Here is a 19,215-nt window from a genome sequence, read left to right on the forward strand (position 1 = left end):
CGGTGGCCGCCGGGCGGTGGGCGTCCGGGGTTCGGCGGCGGGACGTCGCCGCCGAACCCGTCGTCAGAGCAGGCCGATGTCCACGCGCGGCATCTTGGGGGTGCGGCGGGGCGGGGTCCGGCCGCTGAGGAGGATGAGGCGGGCGGCGCGGTGGCGCTGGCCCGCGTAGGGGGCGAGCAGTTCGAGCATCGCGGCGTCGTCGGCGTCGCGGTCGCCCGCGAGGGCGTACCCGACGATGCCCGGCAGATGCAGGTCTCCCACGGTGACGGCGTCCGGTGCGCCGTTGCTGCGCTGCACGGTCTCGGCGGAGGTCCAGGGACCGATGCCCGGGATCAACTCCAGGCGGGCCTGGGCCTGTTCGGGCTCCATCGCGGCGGCCTCCTCCATCCGGCGGGCCACCCGTACGGCCCGCAGGATCGCGGACGCGCGCTTGTTGTCGACGCCCGCGCGGTGCCACTCCCAGGACGGGATGAGCGCCCAGGCACGGGGCTCGGGCATCACATACAGCCCGGGACCGGGGAACTGGGCGGGGCCGGGCGCGGGTTCACCGTACTTCCTGACGAGCAGGCGCCAGGCGCGGTACGCCTCGTCCGTGGTGACCTTCTGCTCCAGGATCGACGGGATCAGGGACTCCATCACCAGGCCGGTACGGGTGAGCCGCAGGCCCGGCCGCCGGTGTCGCGCGAGCGCCACGAGCCGGTGCCGGGGGGTGAAGGCGGAGGGGTCGTCACCGTCGCCGAGCAGCGCCGGCAGACCGTCCAGCAGCCATGCCGCGCCCGGCCCCCACGCCTCGGCCGTGATGTCGCCGCCGGCCGGGGGGTGGATCCGCAGGGTGCCGGGGCCCTCCGGGGTTCGGGTGGCCCGCCATACGGACCCGTCCCGCGTCATCCGGAACGTCGGGTCGGCGGGTCCGCGCCGCAGGGGCGTGAGCACCAGCGCGAGATCGAGGGGAGCGGGCGGGGACCAGCGCCGCGTGTGCGTCCGCTCATGCCCGTGGGGCCGTGCGGTTGCCTGCCCGGGCAGACGTCCGGGGCCTGCGGCGCGGTGGCGGGGGGAGAAGCGGCCTGACACGGGGGTCCTCGGGGGTGGGGTACGAGTACGAGGGTAGGCGGTGCGGTGGAGGTGGGGGCGGGGGGTGTTCTCCTTCCGTCCTCGAACGCCGGACGGGCTGAGACGGTGGCCGCTGCCCGGGCCCCGGGCGGACGGAACGGTGGCCGCTGCCCGGGCCCCCGGGCGGACGGCTCAGATCGTGACCGCGCCCCGGGGCCCGCGCCCCGGGTGGCCGTGTCCCGAACCGTGACCGCACCACACCTCCACCACCGTCCTCAAACGCCGGACGGGCTGGAAAAGCCCCCCGGGGCCGGACGGGCTGGGAAAGCCCCCGCGCCCGTCACCGGGAGCCCGGGAGGGTGGGCTACTGGTCCGAGGAGAAGCGGATCGTGCCCGGGGCGAGTACCGCATCGCACCAGACCCGGGCGCCGTCCCGCAGCTCGTTGTCCGCGCCGACCGTCGCTCCGTCGCCGACGACGGTTCCGGACAGCGACACCCGGCGCCCCACGCGCGCACCCGCTCCGATCAGGGAGGAGGTGATCACCGCGCCCTCCTCGACCACCGCCCCGGCGAGGACGACGCTGCCGTCGACCATCGCGCCGGGAGCGACCGTCGCGCCCTCGCAGACGACCGTGCCACCGGTGATCTTCGCGTCCGGCGCGACGACGGCCGATTCGAGGATCAGCCGGTCACCGCACTGGCCGGGCACCGCGGGCGACGGCGCCCGCCCGAGGACCAGGTCCGCCGATCCCCGGACGAACGCCTGGGGCGTACCCAGGTCGAGCCAGTACGTGGAGTCGACCATGCCCTGGAGATGTGCTCCTGCGGACAGGAGGTCCGGAAAGGTCTCCCGCTCCACGGAGACCGGCCGCCCGGCCGGAATCGTGTCGATGACGGAGCGCCGGAAGACATAGGCCCCCGCGTTGATCTGGTCGGTGACGATCTCCTCGGGCGTCTGCGGCTTCTCCAGGAACGCCGTCACGCGCCCCTCGCGGTCCGTCGGCACCAGACCGAACGCCCTGGGGTCCTCCACCCGCGTCAGATGCAGGGAGACATCGGCCCCGCACGACTCGTGCGTCGCGACCAGCGCCCCGATGTCGAGCCCGGTCAGGATGTCCCCGTTGAAGACGAGGACCGGATCGTCCGGGCCCGACCCCAGCCGGTCCGCCACATTGCGGATCGCGCCCCCCGTGCCGAGCGGCTCCTTCTCGGTGACGTACTCCAGGTGGAGTCCGAGGGAGGACCCGTCGCCGAAGTACGGCTCGAACACCTCGGCCAGATACGAGGTGGCCAGGACTATCCGTTCCACACCCGCCGCCCGGGCCCGTGCGAGCTGGTGGGTGAGGAAGGGAACGCCCCCCGCCGGAACCATCGGCTTCGGCGTGTTGACGGTGAGCGGGCGCAGGCGGGTGCCCTTGCCTCCGACGAGGAGGATGGCTTCTGTCACCTTGTCGTCTCTGCTTTCCTGTTTCGGGCCGGAATGGGGCACGCGTTCGAGACCGGCCGGTGTGCGCAGCTGGGCCGGCACCTCGCGGTCAGCCGCGCCCCTGGTGTTTGGCAGAGGCGCTCCGGATGGTGCCGAGCTTGTTGTAGAGGCGGGTGCCGGGGCAGTCGGTCCGGAACCCGTCGCGGTGCCCGGAGATGACGTTGAAGCGGACGTTCCTGCCCTTCTTGTACTTGTCACTCCCCCCGGAGGTCAGCGTCACCTTGCTCTTCGGATTGGCGTTGAACAACCCGAGCTTCCAAGCGGTCAACCTGGACACCGCGTTCACGGCAGCCGTGGGCGGATTGCTGCGACTGTATGTGCCGAGCACGGCGATGCCCATGCTGTTTGAGTTAAATCCCAGGGTGTGAGCGCCCAGAACGGGCCTGGTCACGCCTCCCGCCCGGCCTTCGTAGATGTTTCCGCACTTGTCGACGGCGAAGTTGTAGCCGAAGTCGCGCCAGCCGCTGCTCACGACGTGGTAGCGGTAGATACTGCGGAGGACGGAGGGCGCCTGCTTGCAGGTGTATGCGTTTCCCGTGGAAGTGTGGTGTACAAAGGCCGCCTTCACGGTTTTGGTGTACACGAACCCCTTCTCGCGCAGGGATTCACTGGCGCCCCACTTCTTACGCGTGACGATGGCCGGGCGCGGTCCCACGTACTTCTTCTTCGCCGTGACGCCCTCGGGAGCGGCGGCCGCGTCCGCACCGGCCGCGGCGGGCGCTTCCGTGCGCGCCGCCGGTACCGCGGCGGGTTCCTGGGCGGCGACGGACGCCGGGATCACCGCGCGGGTCGTCGGCACGGGAGGCGGGCCCTGCGCCACGGAGCCCCCGGCCGGGGACACGGCCCCTTCGGCGGGAGACACGGATTCCTCGGCGGGTGCGGCGGGCGGCTCGGCGGCGGCACCCTCGGCGGCGGGCGGCTCAGCCGGTGCGACGGGCGGCTCGGCGGGCTCGGATTCCGAAGGCGCGGACCCCTCGGCAGGCACGGATTCCGAGGGCGCGGCGGGCGCCTCGCCCGGGTCGACCAGTTCGAGCCGCATTCCCCCCGGCAGCGGCGCCGACTCGCCCTCCTCGGATCTGACCCGTACCTCCACACCGTCCGACGCGCCCACCCACAGCGGGGCCGTGGCGCCCCGGAGCCTGCCCGACGAGCCCTCACGGGTGTCCGGGTCTGCGCCGTGCTCGGCGGTGTGGGTCTCGACGTCCTGCCAGGCGGACCAGACTCCGGAACCGGTCGCGCGCGTACGGACCTGAACCGTGCCGTGGAGTTCGGCCGAGGCGTCGCTCCACACGACGCCCACCAGCGAGAACGGCTTGACCCTGCGCTCCAGCAGGCCGTGCTCCTGGGCCGTCGGCCCCAGCGACCGGGTGGACGGCGACGACGACAGCGAGGGCAGTGGCAGCGACTGGGTGGAGCCGGGGACGTCCGGGACCTGGACGGCCTGGGGCGGGATGTTTCGTGGCGGCGCGGCGGCCGCGCCTGAGGTCAGCGAGAGGACAAGCGCGGCGGAGGCCGCGACACCGGTCGAAGAAGCCAGGAATCCACGCATGGATCGATCCTGAGACGGGGTCACCGACTCCGCTCGCTGGAATTCCCCGGAAAACTGACGGCTCATCGGTCCGACCGGTGGACGGGGCCCTGGGTCCGCCGCCCCGGCGGCACCCCTGCGCGTACCCTTTGCCGGGTGAACGCCAGCGACCGTACCCCCGCCGACCTGCTGCGATCCGCGCTCGCCTCGGATCCCGCGCGCCCTTTGACCACCTTCTACGACGACGCCACCGGTGAACGGGTGGAATTGTCCGTCGCCACCTTCGCCAATTGGGTGGCCAAGACATCCAATTTGCTCCAGGGAGATCTCGCGGCCGGTCCCGGCGACCGGCTCGCGCTGCTGCTGCCCGCGCACTGGCAGAGCGCGGTCTGGCTGCTCGCCTGCGCGTCGGTGGGGGTGACGGTGGACATCGGCGGCGACCCGGCCGACGCGGACCTCGTGGTCAGCGGCCCCGACACACTGGAGCAGGCGCGCGCCTGCCCGGGCGAGCGGGTGGCGCTGGCGCTGCGGCCCCTCGGCGGGCGCTTCCCGCAGCCCCCGCAGGGCTTCGCCGACTACGCGGTCGAGGTGCCGGGCCAGGGCGACCGCTTCGCCCCGTACGCCCCCGTCGACCCGGCCGCCCCCGCGCTCGCCGTCGACGGTACGGAGCTGAGCGGGGCGCAGCTGGTCGAGCGGGCCCGTGTCGACGCGGCGGAACTGGGACTGGTGGCGGGGTCCCGGCTGCTGACGGGCCGGGGATACGAGACGTGGGAGGGGCTGTCGGCCGGGCTGTACGCGCCGCTGGCGGCCGGGGCGTCGGTGGTGCTGTGCCGGAACCTCGACCGACTGCCCCCCGAGGACCTCCGGAAGCGGATCGAGAGCGAGCGCGTGACCAACACCATCCAGTAACAAGTGTTCATGGTGTGACAAAAGTCCAAAATCCACCCACATGGCCTACGGCAGAGCCGAGTCCCCGGGCTGGTTCTCCCGCTCCGGTGGATGATCGGCGATACGCGTGTTTCAACGCACAACCAAGCGCGAGGCTCAGCCGTCTAGTTCTGCGATCGGCGGTCCAGCGCGCCGCCGACGCCGTGAAGGATGGACGCAGAAGTGACGGACAGTGCCGGCACGCCGACCGGGCCCGATGGCGAGGCCGAGGACGAGCGCGCACCCGGCACGAATGCCGCCGAGTCCGCGCCGGCCGCGAGCACGCCCGACGACCCCGACGCCCCCGCCACCTCTTCCACCTCGGGCGACTCCGACAGCCCCGGCAGCCCCGACGCGCCCGGCACTCCTGAAGCGCCCACCGCCCCCGACAGCCCCGCCGCCGACGCCACCGCACCCGACGGCTCCACCACCCCCGCTCGCGGCGGTGCGCGCACCGGCGACCACGGCGACGATCACACTGACGACCACCCACCCGGCGAAAGTGATACGCATCACACCGCCACCCTGCCCGTGGAGCCCAAGGACGGTTCCCCGCCCCCCGTGGCCAAACGGAAGCGCCGGTGGGTGCGTTGGGCCGCGCTCGGCACCTCCGTGGTGCTGCTCGCCGCCTCCGGCACGGCCTGGTGGATCTACCGGAAGTTCGACGGCAACATCACCACCGACACCGGCACGGCCGCCGAACTGGAGGCGTACGAGAAGGAGCGGCCCCTCCCGATCGTGCTGAACGCGCAGAACATCCTGCTGCTCGGCTCCGACAGCCGGTCGGGCAAGGGCAACCGCAAGTACGGCCGTGACGACGGGGGCAGCCAGCGCGCGGACACCGCGATCCTGCTGCACATCGCCGCCGACCGGCAGACGTCGACCGCCGTGTCCCTCCCCCGCGATCTGATGGTGACGATCCCCAGCTGCCGCCGGCCCGACGGCACCCGCAGCCGCCGGCAGCTCGCGCAGTTCAACTCGGCGTTCGAGCGGGGCGGGGCGGCCTGCACGATCCGTACGGTCGAGAAGATGACGGGCGTGCGGATCGATCACCACATGGTGGTGGACTTCAGCGGCTTCAAGGAGATGGTCGACGCGGTCGACGGCGTCGAGATCTGCCTCAAGGAGCCGATCGACGACCGCGCCGCCAGGCTGAAGCTCCGCAAGGGCAGACAGACGCTCAACGGCGAGCAGGCCCTCGGCTATGTGCGCGCCCGGAAGTCCCTCGGCGACGGCAGCGACACCGAACGCATGAGCCGCCAGCAGCAGTTCCTGGGCTCCCTGGTGAAGAAGGTGCAGAGCAACGGCGTCCTGCTCAATCCGAGGAAGCTCTACGGAGTGCTGGACGCGGCGACCAAGTCGCTGACCACGGACCCGGGGCTCGACTCGCTGAGGGATCTCTACGATCTGACCCGTTCCATCCGAAGCATCCCCATCGAGGGTGTGCAGTTCCTCACGGTGCCCCGGCGGCCCTACTCGGGCAATCCGAACCGTGACGAGCTGGTGGAGCCGAAGGCGTCGCAGCTCTTCCAGCAGCTGCGCGAGGACACTCCCATCACGGTCGTACCGCCGGGGGGCCGGAACCGTTCCGAAAAGGGGACGGATTCCCACCGGAAGCCGGACGACACCGGTCCCGCCTCACCGTCCCCCACGCCCGCTTTCTCCGGAACGAATGCGGCGGTGGGCCTGTGTGAGTAAAGCGATGCCCAAAGCACAGGACCGCACCATACGGATTGGGCGGAATGCCCCCTTGTAAGGTGCGTAGAACTTGTCACGGGCGTCGCCCCGCGTTGAACTGGGCGGATAGTGTGGCGCGATCCGGTACACCGGCATACGTCGTGCACTGCTGGATCGAGAGACCAAGCGCCCACCGGGGGAGGCGCTTCGCGTGGCACCGACGGAGGATTCAGAAAACCGTGGATGCGCAGAGCCGTGGGCGGGCGGACGAGATCGACCCCGCCGACCAGTGGGTGCTCAACCCGCAGACCGGCAATTACGAATTGCGACTGGACCAATCCCCAGCGCAGTCGTCGCCGACGGCCCCCCCGGCCTCGTCGAGAACCTCCGGCAGGAGAACACCGGGACCCCGCACCTCTGAGGACGGCGCCTCCGCGGGCCACGGCACGGGAGACGGCCACGCGGAGGGCTTCCGGTCGGAGGGCTTCGCGTCGGAGGGCGGCCGCAGCGACACCCGCCGCGGCGACGGCAGGCGTGCGGAGGGCCGGCGCACCGACGGCCGCAGGGCCGCCGCTCCGGGCCGCGAGGTGCCCCCGCAGCGCTCGCGCCGCGCGGGAGACGCCTCGGGTGGCTCGAATCCGCCCACCGCGGGCCGCCGCAAGCGCAAGCAGCCCAAGTCCCGTAAGAAGAAGGTCCTGATGTGGACGGGCGGGGTGCTCGCCCTCGCCGTCACGGCCGGCGCGGTGGGGATCTATCTCGTGTACGACCACCTCGACTCGAACCTCAACACGGTCGACGTCGCGGGCGCGGGCACGGGCGGCTTCAAGAAGGACAAGGCCGTCAACATCCTCGTCATCGGCACCGACAAGCGGACCGGTGAGGGCAATGAGTCCTACGGCGACCGCAACAGCCCCGGGCACGCCGACACGACCATCCTCTTCCATGTCTCCAAGGACCGGACGAACGCCACCGCGCTCTCCATCCCCCGGGATCTGATCACCGACATCCCCTCCTGCGAGACGAAGGACGGAAACGGCACCAAGACGATCCCCGGCACGTCGAACACCCGGTTCAACGAGAGCCTCGGCCAGTCGGGCCGCGACCCGGGCTGCACCATGCGCACGGTCACCCAGATGACCGGCATCCCCGTCGATCACTTCATGATGGCCGACTTCAACGCGGTCAAGACGATGTCGACGGCGGTGGGCGGGGTCGAGGTCTGTCTCGCCAAGCCCATCAAGGACAAGGACTCGAAGCTGAACCTCCCGGCGGGCAAGCACGTCCTGAAGGGCGAGGACGCCCTGGCGTTCGTCCGGACGCGCCATTCGGTGGGCTTCGGCGGCGACCTCAGCCGGATCGAGATCCAGCAGCAGTTCCTCAGTTCCATGATCCGCAAGATGAAGTCGAGCGACACGCTCTCCAGCCCCACAAAGATGTGGGACCTGGCGGAGGCGGCCACCAGCGCGCTCACCGTCGACACCGGCATAGGCAGCATCAAGAAGCTTCAGGAACTCGGTATGGAGCTGGCGGAGGTGGATCCGAAGAACATCACCTTCGCCACCGTGCCGGTGGTCGACAACACGGACGGCGCGACGGTCCTCCTCCAGGAGAACAAGGCCAAGCAGCTGTTCTCGATGATAAAGAACGACACCTCGCTCACCGAGGTGAAGAAGACGGAGAAGGCCGCGGCGAAGAAGCCGGGACCGCTTCAGGGACCCAGGGCGAAGGCATCGGACGTCCGGGTGGCGGTCTACAACGGCAGCGAAACCTCAGGGGCGGCGTCCAGAACGCTCCAGTGGCTTCAGGAGGAGCCGCAGGGCGTGCTGAAGTCGAGCAACGAGGCCAACGCTCCGCAGAAGGTCGCCAAGACGATCCTGGAGTACGGCCCGAACCAGGCGGACCAGGCCCGCACACTCGCGGACCTCATGGGACTGCCTGCCTCGGCGATGAAGCAGGGCACGGAGAACGCGGTGGGCCGTGAGCCGATGAAGCTCACGCTCGGCGACGACTTCGAGGACGCGGGTATCCCCATCACCGGACCGGCGAAGGCGCCGGACGGTGTGCAGAAGGTCGAAGCGGACAAACAGGTGTGTGCCAAGTGACCCGGAACCAGCACCGGGCCACGCCGCCCGCATGACAGCAGGGGGCTCAGGGGTGGGAAAGAACAGCGTACGGGGGAAGGGGACCGAGGGCGGCGTCCGGAACCCCCGTGACCTCGGGTGGGACGACAGCCTGTACGACGACGGAAGTGACAGGGGCGAGAACACTTCCCGGCGTCGTACGAGGCGGTCCGCGACGAGGGGTGACGCGGACGGCGGCTCAGGGCCGCGGTCGTCCCGGCACCGCGGCACAGGCTCCCGCCGGGGCAGCCGAGGGGCACGCAGGAACGGCAAGCGCCGCGTGCTGAAGTGGGTCGCGGCCGTGCTGTCGCTGCTGATACTCGGCACCGCGGCGGCCGGATACCTCTATTACGAGCACCTCAACGGCAAGCTCAAGAAGGACGATCTGACGCTCGGCAGAAAAATGCCGGACCACAAGCCCAACGCCGACGGCCAGACACCGCTGAACATCCTGCTCATCGGCTCGGACGCCCGGAACTCCAAGGCGAACCAGAGGCTCGGCGGCGCGAAGGAGACCTTCGGCTCGAAGCCGCTCGCCGATGTGCAGATGCTGCTGCATCTGTCGGCGGACCGCTCCAACATCTCGCTGATCAGCATGCCGCGCGACACCATGCTGACGATCCCGGAGTGCGAGGACAAGAACGGCGAGAAGTACCCCGAGATCGCGTTCGGCCAGACGAACTCGTCGCTCGGACGCGGCGGTCCGGGGTGCACGGTCGCCACCTGGAACCATCTGACCGGCATCACCATCGACCACTTCATGATGATCGACTTCGCGGGTGTGGTGTCCATGGCGGACGCCATCGGCGGTGTCCCGGTCTGCGTCGAGAAGAACATCCGCTCCCGCACCAGCACCGGTGAGGGCTCCGGGCTGGAGCTGAAGAAGGGGACGACCCCCGTCAAGGGCGAGCAGGCGCTCCAGTGGCTGCGCACCCGCTACGGCTTCGGCGACGGCAGCGATCTCTACCGGGCGCGCGCCCAGCAGATGTACATGAACTCCATGGTCCGGGAGCTGCGGAAGAACGCCAAGCTCACCGACCCGAACAAGCTGCGCAAGCTCGCCGAGGCGGCCATCGACGCGCTCACCGTGGACAAGGGCATCGACTCCGTCAAAAAGCTCCTGGACATCGGCAATTCGCTCAAGAGCGTGCCGACCGGCCGGATCACGGCGACGACGATCCCCACCCGCTACTCGCAGCGGCCGGGCTTCGGCGCCAAGGTCGAACCGCTGCCGGGCGATGCCGAGGCACTCTTCGAGATGGTCCGCGAGGACATCCCGCTGGACGGCAAGGGCTCCAAGGCGCCGAAGAAGAAACCTTCACCCCCGGCCGTTTCCCAGGACCCGGCCGCCGCGCCCGGCGAGATCGCGGTACGGGTGCAGAACGGCACCGACGGCGACGGCATGGGCGCCGCGAGGGGCCGGGCCTCCGCGGTCGCCGGTCTCCTCGGCGGCAAGGGCTTCACCCAGGCGGTGGCCGACTCCTCCCGGAACCCGCAGGAGAAGACCGTCGTCCGTTACCACAGCGCCGAGTTGGAGGGGGACGCCCAGGCGGTCGCCAAGGCCCTCGGAATCCCGCTGTCGGCCGTGAAGAAGTCGGACAGGACCGACTCCATCACGCTGATCGTGGGCGCGGACTGGCGCCAGGGGGACACCTTCCCGAAGCCGAAGCCCAAGAGCAACAAGGCGCCGGCCAGCGCGAATCCGCTGGCCGGTGACGACGACAAAGCGTGCATGCCCGTCCAGGACGGCTTCACCTGGTAGAGCCCTCGCGCGACACAGCGCACGGCACACCGCGCCACGCGGCCCGGGAGGCGCCCCGGGCCGCGACCGGCACCCGGCGCGTCGGCGCGCCCGGACGCAAGACCGCTCGACGACGCCCCGCGCAACGACCCGATGCCCCGCACCGCGACCCGACCGGAGCGACGGCACGACGGCACCGCGACCCGACCGGTACCGCGACCCGACCGGAGCGACGGCACGACGGCACCGCGACCCGACCGGAGCGACGGCACGACGGCACGAGCAGGCGATACGGCCCGCCGATACGACCGCGTACGAGAAGGGGCCCGGGTGACGTCCTCACCCGGGCCCCTTCTCCCGTACGCGCACTCTCGCGCCGCCCGGCCGGCGGCCCCGGCGAGAGGCCCCCGGCCCCGGCGTCAGTCCCTCACGCCCGCCGGCCCCGGGCTCTCAGACCCGCCGGCCCCGGGCCCTCACGCGGACGCGGAGCTCTTCACCGACGGCCGGCGGCTCGCGATGACCTTCTTCGCCAGCGAGCGCGGGCTGGTCAGGAAGCCGTACCCCCACGACATGTGCATGGTCGCCAGCGCCACCGGGATCCGCAGCCGCGCCTTCAGCGGCAGCCCCTTGCCCGCCGGTACCGATCCGGCGGTGATCGCCGCCAGATACCCGCCGGGGATCACCAGCCCCCACGGCGTGAGCACCGCACCCACGACGGTCCCCGCGGCGATCGCGCAGAGGGCGACCGGCGGCGCGAGGTAGCGCAGATTGATGGAGCCCTGGTGGTAGCGGGCGACGACGTGCCGCCAGCGGCCGTAGTCCTTGTACTGCTTGGCGAGCGCACGCACCGAGGGCCGCGGCCGGTACTGCACCTTCAGCTCGGGCGAGAACCAGATCAGCCCGCCCGCCTCACGGATCCGGAAGTTCAGCTCCCAGTCCTGCGCGCGGATGAACTCCTCGTTGTACCCGCCCTGCTGCTCCAGCGCCTCACGCCGGAAGACCCCCAGGTACACGGTTTCGGCGGGACCGGCCGCACCCCCCGTGTGGAAGGCCGCGTTTCCGACGCCGACCTTCGACGTCATGGCGGCGGCGACCGCGTGCTCCCAGTCGTTCTCGCCCTCGGCGTGCATGATGCCGCCCACGTTCTGCGCCCCGGTCTCCTCCAGGAGCCGTACGGCGGTGGCGATGTAGTTCGCCGAGAGCATCCCGTGCCCGTCGACCCGGACCACGACGGGGTGGCTGGACGCCTTGATGGCGGCGTTCAGCGCGGCCGGGGTACGCCCGGTGGGATTGGGCACGGTGTGGACCCGGGGATCCTCCCGCACCAGCTCGGCGGCGATCTCGTCGGTACGGTCCGTGGACGGGCCGAGCGCGATCACCACCTCCATCTCACCGTCGTACTCCTGGTCGAGGATGTGACGGACGGAGTTGCGCAGATGCCGCTCCTCGTTGAGGACCGGCATGATCACGGAGACAGGGGGCGTGGCGTTCATCGCCCGCCACGTTACCGCGAATGGGGGACACGGACGCGCGGCGGCCGGTCGGTGCGACGGACTGCCGATCGTATGGGCCTACGGTGTGCTGGATTCGCCCTTGTAGCCCCATTCGCCCTCACTCGTCCGAGTCGCCCGCGGAGGTGTCCCCCTCGTGACCGTCCCGCCTCGCTCCCCCCGTTCCCGGACCCGTCCAGAGCCCCGGACACCACCGGCCACGCCCCGCCGGCCGGTCCGCCGGACGCGCTGGGGCCTGCGGGCGGCGACCACGCTCTCGGTCGTCGTGCTGGGCGCGGGCGCCGTCGGACACGCGCTGGTGACGAGTGTGGACACGGGCGTCAGCCGGGTCGACGCCTTCCGGGACATAAAGAACCGTCCCGAGGGCGGCCGGGGCATGAACCTCCTGCTCGTCGGCACCGACGGCCGCGACCGGATCACCAAGGGCGAGAAGCAGAAGTACCGCCTCGGCGGCGCGCCCTGCCGCTGCACCGACACGATCATGCTCGTGCACATCTCCGGCGACCGGGACCGGGCGAGCGTGGTGAGCCTGCCCCGCGACAGTTACGCGGAGATCCCCGCGCACACCGACCAGAACAGCGGCAAGGTCCACAAGCCGCACCCGGTCAAGCTGAACGCCGCGTACGCGGAGGGCGGGCCCTCCCTGACCGTGCGGACCGTCGAGCAGATGACCAAGGTGAAGATCGACCACTATCTGGAGGTCGATTTCACCAGCTTCATGAAGACCGTGGACGCGGTCGGCGGCGTGAAGATCTGCACCACCAGCCCGGTGAAGGACAAGTACACCGGGCTCGATCTCCCCGCGGGCACCCATCGGCTCAACGGCGGCCAGGCCCTCCAGTACGTCCGCTCCCGCCATGTCGACGGAGCGTCCGATCTGGGCCGTATGCAGCGCCAGCAGCGTTTCCTCGCGTCCCTGATCAAGCAGGCGAGCGGCAGCGGGGTCCTGCTGAACCCGGTGAGGTTCCGCGAGGTCGCCTCCACCATGCTCGGCTCCGTGCGCGCCGACCAGGACTTCGGTACGGACGAGATGCTCGCCCTCGGCCGGGCGATGCGCGGCTTCTCGGCGTCCTCGTCGGAGTTCACGTCCGTGCCGGTCGCCTCCATGGGCGAGGTCAAGGGCGTCGGCTCGGCGGTGAAGTGGGACCGGGCGAAGGCGGACCGCCTGTTCCGGATGATCCGCGAGGACAAGCCCCTCGCGAGCGTGCGCACGAAGAAGGCCGCGCCGAAGGCCAGGCTCGTGGACGTCTCCCCGCAGCAGATCCGGGTGCAGGTCTACAACGGCACCCGCAAGGACGGGCTCGGCCGCAAGGTCGACGACGCCCTGCGCTCGACGGGCTTCAACACGACCCGTGCCCCGCTCAACGGCGGCGGCCCTCCGGTCGCGCGCACCTTCGTCTCGTACGACCCCCGCTGGGACCGGTCGGCGAAGTCCCTGTCCACCGCGCTGAACGGCTGCGAGATGCGCCCCGTGAAGGGCCAGGGCCAGACCCTGCGGGTGACGGCGGGCACGGACTTCAAGGGCGTGGTCCCGGTACGGGCGGAGGACGCGTACCAGGGCGAATTCGGAGCGGTGACGGGCGACCAGGTGGTGTGCCCGTGACAGTCGCGTGCCCGTGACTCAGGGCTCCGGCACGTACGAGGCCGGTGACGTACGGGGTCCGGCATGTACGGGACCGGTGACGGACGGGACCGGGTCGCGTACGGGCACCCCACCCCCCCTGCGGGCGCCGTCAGTCGTCCATGCCCTCCGCCGCGCGCTTCTCGCGCAGCTCCCTGATCGCCCGGCGGCGGGCGAGCCGGTGGGTACGGCGGATCTGGGCCTCCTGGTAGCGCCGCCGGTCCCGCTCGGTCTCCGGGACCACCGGCGGTACGGTCCGGGGCTTGCCGTCCTCGTCCACCGCCGCGAAGACCAGATACGCGGATCCGACCTGCTGCGCGGGCGTCGACTCGTTCCAGCGCTCGGCCATGACCCGTACGCCGACCTCCATCGACGACCGCCCGGTCCAGTTCACCTGGGCCTTCACATGGACCAGGTCACCGACCCTCACCGGCTCCAGGAAGACCATCTCGTCCATGGAGGCGGTGACGGCGGGCCCGCCGGAGTGCCGGCCCGCGACCGCGCCCGCCGCGTCGTCCACCAGTTTCATGATCACGCCACCGTGGACCGTCCCGAGGAGGTTGGTGTCACTGCCGGTCATGATGTGACTGAGGGTGGTACGCGAGGCGGAGGTGGGCTTGCCCGGAACCGCCGGCTCCGAGCGCTGGGCCTGAGCTGTCATGCTCTCCACCCTAAGCGGGTGTCGCACACACGTCCCCGAGCGGAGACCTGGCAGGTGCATTGCATCAGCTTGGCAACAGCCCTGACCCGAATCCCGGGACTCCCTGTCGGCGCCGAAGTGTGACCCGGCACACTTGTCGCCATGAATCATCGGCCCGATGGATACGGACGCGGCAGCCAGGGCGAACAGCCCGAAGGCGCTCGCGTAATGCGCCATGTGCAGCGACGACCGGTCCCGCAGCAGCAGTCTCAGGGGTACGACGGTGATTCCGCCCCCTATGACAGCGGCTACAACACGGGCCAGGTATACGGAACCCCCTCCCCCCGAGGTCAGGGCCAGGGCAGCGCCCCCGGCTACGGCCCCGGACAACCGCCGACCGGACTGCCCGCGGCCCCGCCCGGCGCCGACCCCTACCGGCAGCCCCCGAACTGGCGCCGCCGCATCAAGATCGGCTCGCTGGTCCTGGTGGTGACCTTCGCCGCGGTCACCATAGGCACGTACTTCTGGGCCGACTCCAAGGTCCGGCGCGAGGTCGATCTCTCCAAGGTCATCGAGCGGCCGAAGGAGAACGACTGCACCACCTATCTGATCGTCGGCTCCGACAGCCGCGAGGGCATGTCCTCCGCCGACAAGAAGCGGCTGCGCACCGGCTCCGCCGAGGGCAAGCGCACCGACTCGATGATGATCCTCGCCGACTGCTCCAGCGGCGCCACGATGATCTCGCTCCCCCGTGACTCGGACGTCGAGATCCCCTCCTTCAAGGGTTCCGAGTCCGGCAAGCTCTTCCCGAACCAGGGCCGCCGCGTCAAGCTCAACGCCGCGTACGCCGAGGACGGGCCCGAGCTGCTGGTCCGTACCGTCGAGCACAACACCGGCCTCCGCATCGACCACTACGCCGAGATCGGCTTCGCCGGCTTCGCGAGCATCGTGGACGCGATCGGCGGGGTCGAGATGGACATCCCGAAGGCGTTCAAGGACAAGAAGTCCGGCGCGGACTTCCAGGCGGGCAAGCAGACGCTCGACGGTGAGCAGGCACTGGCGTTCGTCCGCACCCGGTACGCGTTCGCCGAGTCCGACCTCGCCCGGACGAAGAACCAGCAGAAGTTCCTGGCGGCCCTCGCCAGCCAGACGGCGACCCCGAGCACGGTCCTCAACCCCTTCAAGCTCTACCCGGTGATGGGCGCGGGCCTGGACACGCTGATCGTCGACAAGGACATGTCCCTGTGGGACCTCGGTCAGATGTTCTTCGCGATGAAGGGCATCACGGGCGGCGACGGCGCCTCGATGAACATGCCGATCTCGGGCAGCCGGGGCGGGAACCTCGTCTGGGACAAGACGAAGGTGCAGCAGCTCGTGAAGCAGATCCAGAACGACGAGAAGGTGACGGTCACCAGCAACTGACCCGCCTGTCAGGGCCTGTCTGCCAGGGGACCCGTCCGGCTGCCCGGTGGTACATCGGGGGAGGCAGCCGGACGGGTTTTCCGCGCCCCAGGCCGGGGGGTGAGCGTGGGGGTGGCGCTTCCCCGCCACGGCCGGGTGCGGTGGCCCGATCCGCGCGCGGACTCAGCGCAGCCGGTCGTCGATCTCCGCCTGGAGCCGGTCGTACTCCGGGCTCGCGCGGATCGCGTCGTACTCCGGGTCCGAGAACTCGAAGCAGTGCCCTCCCGGATGCCCGGCGAAGAGCGTGCAGGCGTCGTTCCCCGCACCCGAACGGCCGTTGTCCGCAGGGCAGTCCGGGAGTACGGTCACGCACTCCGGCTCGGTACCGGGTTCCCAACGCGTCCACACCTCGCCCCGGGAGGCGTCGGCCAGTTCGCGTACGAGGGTGAAGTGCGGCCCGTCCGTATGCGCTTCGAGCGCGCACCGGAGCCCGGTGACGATCTCCATCGGGTGGGCGGGTTCGTCCGGCACGATGTCCAGCGCCAGCACGATCGTACGCAGCGGGAGTATCGCGGTGGCCGCGCAGATATGACGCGGGTTCTTCCGTTCCGCCATGCCCGCCCTCATCTTCCCTGCCGGCTCTGGGCATTGGCCTCCGCGACGGCGGCGCTCATGGCGTCGGACTGCGCCGCCGGTCTCAGATCCCCGGGCAACGCGTCCCACTCCCGCCCTCCATTGAGCGGCCTGAGCTGAACCCGCAACCCGATCGTGTCCATGACCCGGCCCACCTTCCGCGTGCTGGCGTCTATGACCACGTCGCCGGGTTCGGGGGCGTAGGGACGTGGTCGCGCGGATTCGTCGTCCGGCATTAAGGTGCACACCTCTTTCCACTACGTGTAAGCGGGGGTGTACAGAGTGCAATAGAGGCGGATATCTTCGGAAGAGAATGGCGGTCCAATCACCAAGTTGGGCGCAGCGGCATATGCCTACGCGTCTGACCTGTAGAGATACACAGCCACCACGGATTTGCAGACCCCTGGGCGAAGGAGAGGCATATGCCTGGACAGCGCGAAGGTGACGGAACGGCTGCCAAAGCAGTGAGTGATCCCCGGCGCGAGTTCGCGGAAGCGCTTCGGGATGCGCGGGAGTTACGGCTTGCGGGCAAGTGGACCCAGGCGCAACTCGCCAGAGAAGTACGGACCTCAAGCTCAACGATCTCGCGCATCGAGGGGAGCGATTTCCCAATCCCGAGCAATCTCCCGGAGATCTTCGATCAGATTTTCGAGACCGACGGAAGGTTCAAAGATCTGTACGAGCGAATCCGTGAGCAAGGATACGTGGCACACGCTCAGCGCCGAATGAAACTGGAAACCACGGCGGTCGCCATTGCGGAGTGGTCGCAGACAGTCGTACCCGGCTTGCTCCAAACACCTTCGTACGCCCGCGCGCTGTTCCGAGCGGGCAAGCCTCGGGCAGCCAACGACGAGATCAAGGCCCTGGTACGGGCCCGCATGGAACGCCAGGAACTCTTCCAGCGCAAGTCACCGCCAGATTTCTCGGCAGTCGTTTGCGAGTCGGTGATCAGACGCAATGTCGGGGGTGCTGACGTGATGCGAGAGCAGTTGGCCGTGCTTCTCTCGCACGGGAAACGCCCCACCAGCGTGGTGCAGGTGCTACCCCTGGGCGCCAGCTGTCACGCCCTGATGGATGCTCCAGTGTCGATCCTGACCACGGCGAGCGGGACGGTAGTCGTGCACACGGAGGGCATCAGATCGGGCTCGATGATCGAGGAGCCCGGAGACGTACGGCACTTGAGTCGGTCATACGATGTGGTAACCGCATCAGCGCTTTCACCTGACGCGTCCGCAGAGCTGATACTCAAGGTGATGGAGGCACTGTGACTCCGAACGGTTCCGTCCGCTGGATCAAGTCCAGCTACAGCAGCCAGGAAGGCGGCAACTGCCTGGAGTGGGCCCCCACTTACGCACAAGGTCACAGCACCGTCGCCATACGCGACAGCAAAAATCCTCACGCACCGTCCCTGACCTTGGAAGCGTCGGCATGGTCGCCCTTCGTCTACGCGATCAAGAACGGCGGACTCTCCGGCACGGAGGCACTGTGACTCCGAACGGTTCCGTCCGCTGGATCAAGTCCAGCTACAGCAGCCAGGACGGGGGCAACTGCCTGGAGTGGGCCCCCACTTACGCACAAGGTCACAGCACCGTCCCCGTACGCGACAGCAAACCCCCCCACGCGCCCGGCCTGGCCTGCAAAATGCCGGCGTGGGCGGCATTTGTCGAAGCCATCAAGGACGGCCGTCTCACCGCACACTGAGCATGGCGAAGCACGGGTGCCCCGGGCCGGAGGAAATCGGCGCCGGGGCACTTTTCTGTGTGGGGGCAGCCGGGGTGGGCCGCAACTTTCCCGTGAGGTCACCGCACTGGAACGGGCAGGAGTCACCGGTTCGGGGCTCCCGGTGCCAGAAGGTGCCAGGCGTGGGGAGGCTAACGCGTGAACGACATCAAGGCGCTTCTGGAACGCGCCGTCGAGGACAGCGGGGAGTCCACCGTCACCGTCGAGGCGATATTCGCGGCGGCGATGGCGAGGGGGGCGGTGAACCCGTGGCGGCGCAGGGTGGCGGTGGGCGGGGCGGTCGTGGCGGTGATCCTGGTGGGCGCGGTCGCCGTGCCGATGCTGGAGGAACCGGACGGGGAGGACACATCCCCCGTCACACGGGGGAACAGCGCCCAGGACACCCGGGGAAAGCGGCAGGCCCAGAGCCTGCTCCGGCTGCTGGGGGAGAACATGCCGGGCCTGGTGAGCGTCGAGAAGGTGCGGTCCGGGCCGATGCGGGTACTCCGGATGTCCGGCCCCCCGGGGCCCGCCCCCACGCCCTACCAGGAGCTGGGGCCGCTCGACGGGGACTTCCTGATCGGCAGGAAGCTGAACGGCAAGAAGGTGTACACCGCGCTGAGCGTCTCGTATCTGGACCGGGAGGCCGTCGCCCGGGCCACCGGCGGCACGGGCGTGCCGAAGGATCTGTGCGCGCCCCTCAGGCGGGCCAGGAGCGTCGACTGCGTACGGCAGGAGCTGCCCGGCGGACGGGTGCTCACCTCCTGGCTGGGGGCGAGGGCGGATGAGCCCTGGGGCACGCCCTGGAGCTTCGAGCACATCGGGCGCCTGACGTTCCCGGACGGCGGGGTGCTGATGCTCTCGGACGGCGCGTACGCCTCGGACAACAGGATCTTCACCATCCTGCGCCCCCACGGGAAGGTCGAGCCGAAGAAGGTCGAGCCGTCCGGCCCCGGGATGAGCTCCGGCAGTCTGGACTTCGTGCCGCTGACCCGCGCACAGGTGCGCGAGCTGCTGCTCCGGCCCGAGTTGCTGCCGAAACCGGGCGGTGCGGGCGTTTCCGGCCGGCCCCTGGTGCTCCGGGACTGACGCGTACGCGGGCGTTCCCGTCGCTGGGGTCCTGGGTTCGCGCCGTGGCCGGAAATGTGGCTGGTGTGGCCA

Annotated in this window: 16 protein-coding genes; 10 read left to right on the forward strand and 6 right to left on the reverse strand. The window is 70.2% G+C overall.

Translation table 11 applies throughout. The features are described from left to right. Positions 1–63 precede the first annotated feature (63 nt). The 3 genes from ACFYT4_RS03455 to ACFYT4_RS03465 form a co-directional block, all read right to left on the reverse strand. Entirely contained in the window at positions 64–1,071 is a 1,008-nt protein-coding gene (locus ACFYT4_RS03455; protein WP_389264819.1) for a DNA-3-methyladenine glycosylase family protein, read from the reverse strand. A 343-nt stretch (positions 1,072–1,414) separates the two neighbouring features. Then, positions 1,415–2,497 (reverse strand): sugar phosphate nucleotidyltransferase, encoded by a 1,083-nt coding sequence (locus ACFYT4_RS03460; protein ID WP_389264821.1) that lies wholly within the window; start codon positions 2,495–2,497, stop codon positions 1,415–1,417. A gap of 88 nt (positions 2,498–2,585) precedes the next feature. Then, positions 2,586–4,085, reverse strand: a complete 1,500-nt coding sequence (locus ACFYT4_RS03465) for a peptidoglycan recognition protein (protein WP_389264823.1) — start codon at positions 4,083–4,085, stop codon at positions 2,586–2,588. Positions 4,086–4,220: 135 nt separating this feature from the next. Between ACFYT4_RS03465 and ACFYT4_RS03470 the strand changes: the two genes are divergently transcribed. The 4 genes from ACFYT4_RS03470 to ACFYT4_RS03485 all read left to right on the forward strand — a co-directional run bounded on the left by ACFYT4_RS03470 (position 4,221) and on the right by ACFYT4_RS03485 (position 10,550). Next, on the forward strand, positions 4,221–4,973 hold the full coding sequence (locus ACFYT4_RS03470; protein WP_389264824.1) for a TIGR03089 family protein: 753 nt from the start codon (positions 4,221–4,223) through the stop codon (positions 4,971–4,973). 189 nt (positions 4,974–5,162) lie between these two features. Then, entirely contained in the window at positions 5,163–6,689 is a 1,527-nt protein-coding gene (locus ACFYT4_RS03475) for an LCP family protein (protein ID WP_389264825.1), read from the forward strand. 218 nt (positions 6,690–6,907) lie between these two features. Further along, a complete protein-coding gene (locus ACFYT4_RS03480; RefSeq protein ID WP_389264827.1) occupies positions 6,908–8,770 on the forward strand; it encodes an LCP family protein in 1,863 nt (620 codons plus the stop codon). A 52-nt stretch (positions 8,771–8,822) separates the two neighbouring features. Further along, positions 8,823–10,550, forward strand: a complete 1,728-nt coding sequence (locus ACFYT4_RS03485) for an LCP family protein (protein ID WP_389264829.1) — start codon at positions 8,823–8,825, stop codon at positions 10,548–10,550. Positions 10,551–11,002: 452 nt separating this feature from the next. On the opposite strand, the gene ACFYT4_RS03490 is transcribed toward ACFYT4_RS03485, so the two are convergent. After that, on the reverse strand, positions 11,003–12,022 hold the full coding sequence (locus ACFYT4_RS03490; protein WP_389264831.1) for a glycosyltransferase family 2 protein: 1,020 nt from the start codon (positions 12,020–12,022) through the stop codon (positions 11,003–11,005). Positions 12,023–12,275: 253 nt separating this feature from the next. Between ACFYT4_RS03490 and ACFYT4_RS03495 the strand changes: the two genes are divergently transcribed. After that, on the forward strand, positions 12,276–13,643 hold the full coding sequence (locus ACFYT4_RS03495; RefSeq protein ID WP_389265273.1) for an LCP family protein: 1,368 nt from the start codon (positions 12,276–12,278) through the stop codon (positions 13,641–13,643). Between the two features lie 130 nt (positions 13,644–13,773). Here ACFYT4_RS03495 and ACFYT4_RS03500 read toward each other — a convergent pair whose 3' ends face one another. Then, entirely contained in the window at positions 13,774–14,322 is a 549-nt protein-coding gene (locus ACFYT4_RS03500) for an acyl-CoA thioesterase (RefSeq protein ID WP_389264832.1), read from the reverse strand. Positions 14,323–14,463: 141 nt separating this feature from the next. Here ACFYT4_RS03500 and ACFYT4_RS03505 point away from each other — a divergent pair, with 141 nt between their 5' ends. After that, complete coding sequence (locus tag ACFYT4_RS03505; protein ID WP_389264834.1) at positions 14,464–15,723, forward strand: LCP family protein; 1,260 nt, start codon at positions 14,464–14,466, stop codon at positions 15,721–15,723. Between the two features lie 162 nt (positions 15,724–15,885). Here ACFYT4_RS03505 and ACFYT4_RS03510 read toward each other — a convergent pair whose 3' ends face one another. After that, the gene (locus tag ACFYT4_RS03510; protein WP_389264836.1) at positions 15,886–16,317 is read right to left on the reverse strand and encodes a hypothetical protein; all 432 of its coding nucleotides are present in this window, start codon (positions 16,315–16,317) and stop codon (positions 15,886–15,888) included. 440 nt (positions 16,318–16,757) lie between these two features. Here ACFYT4_RS03510 and ACFYT4_RS03515 point away from each other — a divergent pair, with 440 nt between their 5' ends. The 4 genes from ACFYT4_RS03515 (at position 16,758) to ACFYT4_RS03530 (ending at position 19,143) form a co-directional block, all read left to right on the forward strand. After that, positions 16,758–17,603: a Scr1 family TA system antitoxin-like transcriptional regulator gene (locus ACFYT4_RS03515; RefSeq protein ID WP_389264837.1), complete on the forward strand. Its 846-nt coding sequence runs from the start codon at positions 16,758–16,760 to the stop codon at positions 17,601–17,603. After that, on the forward strand, positions 17,600–17,824 hold the full coding sequence (locus ACFYT4_RS03520) for a DUF397 domain-containing protein (RefSeq protein WP_389264839.1): 225 nt from the start codon (positions 17,600–17,602) through the stop codon (positions 17,822–17,824). Before ACFYT4_RS03515 ends, ACFYT4_RS03520 begins: the two co-directional genes overlap by 4 nt. Continuing rightward, positions 17,821–18,036 (forward strand): DUF397 domain-containing protein, encoded by a 216-nt coding sequence (locus ACFYT4_RS03525; RefSeq protein ID WP_389264841.1) that lies wholly within the window; start codon positions 17,821–17,823, stop codon positions 18,034–18,036. Before ACFYT4_RS03520 ends, ACFYT4_RS03525 begins: the two co-directional genes overlap by 4 nt. Before the next feature lie 177 nt (positions 18,037–18,213). Beyond that, positions 18,214–19,143, forward strand: coding sequence for a hypothetical protein (locus tag ACFYT4_RS03530; RefSeq protein ID WP_389264843.1), 930 nt, complete (start codon positions 18,214–18,216; stop codon positions 19,141–19,143). Positions 19,144–19,215 lie beyond the last annotated feature (72 nt).

Origin of the sequence: Streptomyces sp. NPDC004609 (assembly GCF_042873655.1) — a bacterium.
GTDB lineage: Bacteria > Actinomycetota > Actinomycetes > Streptomycetales > Streptomycetaceae > Streptomyces.

Bases quoted from the DNA above. Each gene is read 5' to 3' on its own strand.
- ACFYT4_RS03465 (WP_389264823.1), bottom strand. From the start codon at position 4,085: ATGCGTGGATTCCTGGCTTCTTCGACCGGTGTCGCGGCCTCCGCCGCG.
- ACFYT4_RS03475 (WP_389264825.1), top strand. From the start codon at position 5,163: ATGGACGCAGAAGTGACGGACAGTGCCGGCACGCCGACCGGGCCCGAT.
- ACFYT4_RS03490 (WP_389264831.1), bottom strand. From the start codon at position 12,022: ATGAACGCCACGCCCCCTGTCTCCGTGATCATGCCGGTCCTCAACGAG.
- ACFYT4_RS03500 (WP_389264832.1), bottom strand. From the start codon at position 14,322: ATGACAGCTCAGGCCCAGCGCTCGGAGCCGGCGGTTCCGGGCAAGCCC.
- ACFYT4_RS03505 (WP_389264834.1), top strand. From the start codon at position 14,464: ATGAATCATCGGCCCGATGGATACGGACGCGGCAGCCAGGGCGAACAG.
- ACFYT4_RS03510 (WP_389264836.1), bottom strand. From the start codon at position 16,317: ATGGCGGAACGGAAGAACCCGCGTCATATCTGCGCGGCCACCGCGATA.
- ACFYT4_RS03515 (WP_389264837.1), top strand. From the start codon at position 16,758: ATGCCTGGACAGCGCGAAGGTGACGGAACGGCTGCCAAAGCAGTGAGT.